The following is a 4,119-nucleotide window of genomic DNA, read 5'->3' as shown; positions in this document are numbered from 1 at the left end:
GGAGGCGCCGCCGCCGCCGTGGACGTGCAGGTCCACGAAGCCGGGGACGACGGTGTGGCCGGTCAGGTCGAGGTCGCCGGGCTCGGTCTCCCCGCCGCTCGTGCCGTTGACGCCGTTGACGCCGTTGGCGCCGGAGGCGATGGCCGCGATCCGGGACCCTTCGACGGCGAGGCGGAAGCCCTCGACGACGCCGCCGGGCAGGACGAGCCGGGCGCCGGCCAGCGTGATGCGGTCCGTGGCGATCGCGACCTCCTCGGCGAATGCTCATAGATGAGCGAAGCGGGCCGATTATAAGCACGATCGAGCATGATGCATCAGTCTTGTGGAACGTCACCGTCTTCGGGCAGTCCGCGGGCGCCACGCTCACCTGCGCGCTGCTCGCGACGCCGGAGGCCCGCGGACTGTTCCGGCGGGCGATCGTCCAGAGCGGCAGCGGCACCGGCGCGTTCACCCCGGAGCAGGCGCGGCGGGTCACCACCGCCGCGGCCGCCGAGCCGGGCGTCGGACCCACCGCGGAGGGGTTCGCCGCGGTCCCGGACGAGCGCTTCCTGCCCGTGCTGCCCGCGCTGACCGGACTCGGCCTGCGCACCGACACCGCCACGGACCCGCTGGCCGGGCTCAGCCCGCTCGGCCTGGTCCTGCCGGTCCAGCCCGCGGACGCCCTCGCCGCCCTGCGCGCGGCACGGCCGCACGCCACCCCGGGCGAACTGGGCTCCGCCGTGCTCGCGCACGCCCTGTTCGAGGCCGGGACGACGCGCCTCGCAAGGGCCCACGCCCGGATCTCGGGCGGCCGCACCCACCGCTACTCCTTCGGGTACCGCTCGACGGCCCTGGACGGGCGCCTCGGCGCGGCCCACACCGTGGAACTGCCCTTCGTGTTCGACCTCGCCGACGAGCCCTGGCTGCACGGGTACGACGGCCTGCTCGGCCCGGACCCGGCCCTGGCCGGGCTCGCGGCCCGGGTGCACGGTGCCTGGACGGCCTTCGCCCGGACCGGCAGCCCGGGCTGGGCCGCGTACGACCCCGAGCACCCGGTGGCGGAGCCCCTCGGCGGCTGAGCACCCGCCCGCCGCCGCGTCCTAAGCTGGACGGCATGGGTGTGCCCCTGACGACTCCCGGCGGTACGGCGGCCGATGCGGCCGGCCTGGCGGTGCTGGTGCGGCTGCTGGCCGGGCGGGGGGTGGCGGTGCTCAGCGGGGCCGGGCTGTCGACCGAGTCCGGCATCCCGGACTACCGGGGTGAGACGGGCAGCAGGCGGCGCGGGGCGCCGATGACCTTCCAGGAGTTCACCGGGAGCGCGACGGCCCGGCAGCGGTACTGGGCGCGCAGCCACGCCGGGTGGCCGGCGATCGCCGGGGCCGAGCCCAACGCCGGGCACCGGGCGGTGGAGCGGCTGCGGCGCTCGGGGCACGTGTCGGCGGTGATCACCCAGAACGTGGACGGCCTGCACCGCGCGGCCGGCACCCGGACGGCGGTGGAACTGCACGGCGGGCTGCACCGGGTGGTGTGCCTGGGGTGCCGCCGGACCGGCTCACGGGTGGAGCTGGACCGGCGGCTGGAGGAGTTGAACGCCGGCTTCCGGGACGGCCCGGCGCGGGCCAACCCGGACGGCGACGCCGAGTTGGCGCCGGAGCTGGTGGCCGCCTTCCGGGTCGCCCCCTGCGCCGTGTGCGGGGGAGTGCTCAAGCCGGACGTGGTCTTCTTCGGTGAGAGCGTGCCCGAGCCGCGGGTCCGGCGCTGCTTCGAACTCGTGGACGCGGCCCAGGCGTTGGTGGTGCTGGGCTCCTCGCTCACGGTCATGTCGGGGCTGCGCTTCGTCCGCCGGGCCGCCCGCGCGGGCACGCCGGTGGTGATCGTCAACCAGGGCGCGACCCGCGCGGACGAGCTGGCCGCCGCGAGGGTCGGCCTGCCGCTGGGCGCGGTGCTGACGGAGGCGGCCCGGCTGGTCAGGGCTTCGTAGCGAGGGTGTGCAGGGAGGCCTTGAGGGCGGCGGTGAACCGGTCCCGGGTGGCCTGGTCGACCAGGTCGAGGGAGAGGTAGGGGTTGAGGTCCTCCAGCTCGACCAGCAGGAGTCCGCCCTCGGGGGTGCGGCAGGCGTCCACCCGCTGGATGCCGTGCTCGACGGTGTTCCAGGCGATGAAGCGCCGGGCGAACTCCAGGTCGGCGGCGCTGGGTTCGTACGGTTCGAGGCGCCAGCGCCGGTCGGGGTCGGGGGCGTGCAGGGCGTACTGGAAGGCGTCGTCGACGAAGTAGAAGGAGACCTCGTAGGCGAACCGGATCAGTGGCTGGACGAGGACGTCCTCGTCGTACGCGACGGTGTCGAGCTGCTCGCGGGGGACGATCCGCAGGCCGATGGAGTCGGCGCCGAGCTTCGGCTTGACGACGTACTCGGGCACCACGGGCAGCCGGCCGAGGTCCTCGGCGCGGTCGACGGTGGGGATGACGGGGTACCCGGCGGCGGTGAGGTCGAGCAGGTACTGCTTGCCGGCCATGTCGGCGCGCCCGGTCAGCTGGGTGTACACCCGGGCGCCGCGCTCCAGTGCCCGGCTGCGGAACTCCTCGTACTCGGCGCGGTAGTTGAGCACCGGGCCGCTGTTGCGGACGAGGACCACGTCGAAGGCGTCCAGCAGCCGGGCCGCGTCCAGCGGGTGGCACAGGGCGACGTCGAAGTCCTCGCGCAGGCGGGCGGAGAGCTGGATGTCCTCGTCGCAGTAGCGCCGCCCCCGGGCCTGGTAGGCGAGGTCGGTGACGAACAGGACGCGGGGGCGGGCGGCGGTCATGGCTCTCCTGAAGATCATCTGAGCAGCTCAGCCTACTGCGCGCCGGGTCGCGACCTGTCGCGCCCCTGACCAGACCTGCCCGCGCCCTGGCCTCGACCTGCCCGCGACCTGGCCTACGGGTGGCTACGGCGGGGTGCGGCGGCCCCGGGGCGGTCGGGGCACACGGGGGTGCTCCCGGCCGTCCGGGCGCCGGGTGGGCGCCTCCGCCACGGGGATGCGCGGCAGCGCGTACGGGTGCTGGTCGCGCAGGTACCCGATGAGGTGCTCGCGCAGCCGGCAGCGGAGTTCGAAGGCGTCGCTGCCGTCGGCCGCCGTGGCCAGCACCCGGACCACGATGGTGGTGGGGGTGGTGTCGACCACCTGGAGGGCGCTGCCCTGGCCGTCCCACAGCTCGCTCTTGGCCAGGTAGTCCTCGAACTCCCCGCGCAGCAGCCCGACCGGCGCGTGGTGGTCGAGGTGGAGCAGCGCGGTGCCGGTGATCCGGCTGGAGCGGCGGGACCAGTTCTCGAACGGGCGACCGACGAAGTAGGACATCGGCATCATCAGCCGCCGCTGGTCCCAGGTCTCTATCACCACGGCCGTCAGGGTGATCTCCTCGACTGTCCCCCACTCACCGGCCACCACCACGACGTCGCCGATCCGGGCGAGGTCCCCGAAGGCCAGCTGCACCCCGGCGAAGACATTGGCGAGGGTGCTCTGCGCCGCCACACCCGCCACCACGCCGACCAGCCCGGCGGAGGCCAGCAGGCTGGTGCCGACCCCGCGCACCGCCGGGAAGGTCATCAGCACCGCGCCCAGCGTCACCAGGGCCACCACCGCCTGGCAGATCCGGCCGAGCAGACTGGCCTGGGTACGGGCCCGGCCCGCCCAGGCCGGCTCCCGGCGGTACACGGCCAGCCGGGCGGCGCCGTCCACCAGGACCGCCACCAGCCGGCCGCAGAGCCAGCCGCCGGCGGTGATCGCCAGGATCACCGCGAGGTGCCGCAGCCCGTCGCGGACGGCGGGCGGGGCGGCGATCCACGGCTGGGCGGCGGAGAGCAGCAGGCAGGCGGTCAGCGCCAGCACCGGGTGGCGGCACCGGCGCAGCACGTCCGGGACGCCGCCGGCGCCCCACGGGGCCGACAGCCGCCGGGCCACCAGCTGTACGGCCCGGTCGAGGCCGAAGGTGAGCAGGGCGGCCGCGACGCCGACGACGGCGAGGCGGAGCAGGCTCCACCACATGTCCTGCCGTCTCCTTTCCGCTTCGGGGTTCGGGGGGCTCCTGTGGTCCGGGCCCTAGTCGGGCGGCTCGACCGGGTGGGGGTGGCCCGGGTGCGGGGTGGCCGGTTCGGGGGCCGGT

At 75.4% G+C, this 4,119-nt stretch carries 4 protein-coding genes and 1 pseudogene; 3 read left to right on the top strand and 2 right to left on the bottom strand.

The window, feature by feature from the left end; genetic code table 11:
• The 3 genes and pseudogenes from BG452_RS30630 to BG452_RS30620 all read left to right on the top strand — a co-directional run.
• The coding region (locus BG452_RS30630; protein ID WP_223242959.1) for a hypothetical protein at nt 1-270 on the top strand (270 nt) is incomplete at its 5' end.
• Between the two features lie 56 nt (nt 271-326).
• Nucleotides 327-1,058, top strand: a pseudogene (locus BG452_RS30625) (carboxylesterase family protein); the annotation flags it as partial.
• A 35-nt stretch (nt 1,059-1,093) separates the two neighbouring features.
• Nucleotides 1,094-1,960: an NAD-dependent protein deacetylase gene (locus tag BG452_RS30620; protein ID WP_188307607.1), complete on the top strand. Its 867-nt coding sequence runs from the start codon at nt 1,094-1,096 to the stop codon at nt 1,958-1,960.
• On the opposite strand, the gene BG452_RS30615 is transcribed toward BG452_RS30620, so the two are convergent.
• Together BG452_RS30615 and BG452_RS30610 are read right to left on the bottom strand one after the other, a co-directional pair.
• The gene (locus BG452_RS30615) at nt 1,947-2,780 is read right to left on the bottom strand and encodes a hypothetical protein (protein WP_188307606.1); all 834 of its coding nucleotides are present in this window, start codon (nt 2,778-2,780) and stop codon (nt 1,947-1,949) included. The two genes, BG452_RS30620 and BG452_RS30615, sit on opposite strands and share 14 nt — an antisense overlap.
• A 123-nt stretch (nt 2,781-2,903) precedes the next feature.
• Nucleotides 2,904-4,001, bottom strand: coding sequence for a mechanosensitive ion channel family protein (locus tag BG452_RS30610; RefSeq protein WP_188307605.1), 1,098 nt, complete (start codon nt 3,999-4,001; stop codon nt 2,904-2,906).
• Between the last annotated feature and the right edge of the window lie 118 nt (nt 4,002-4,119).

The sequence above is a fragment of the Streptomyces sp. CBMA123 genome, from assembly GCF_014596465.1.
GTDB lineage: Bacteria > Actinomycetota > Actinomycetes > Streptomycetales > Streptomycetaceae > Kitasatospora.
The sequence above is the reverse complement of the archived record's forward strand: the minus strand, read 5'-3'. Positions and strand labels throughout refer to the sequence as shown.

What these genes read in the sequence shown, in the direction of transcription:
- BG452_RS30620 (WP_188307607.1), top strand. Translation starts at nt 1,094, where the DNA reads ATGGGTGTGCCCCTGACGACTCCCGGCGGTACGGCGGCCGATGCGGCC.
- BG452_RS30615 (WP_188307606.1), bottom strand. Translation starts at nt 2,780, where the DNA reads ATGACCGCCGCCCGCCCCCGCGTCCTGTTCGTCACCGACCTCGCCTAC.
- BG452_RS30610 (WP_188307605.1), bottom strand. Translation starts at nt 4,001, where the DNA reads ATGTGGTGGAGCCTGCTCCGCCTCGCCGTCGTCGGCGTCGCGGCCGCC.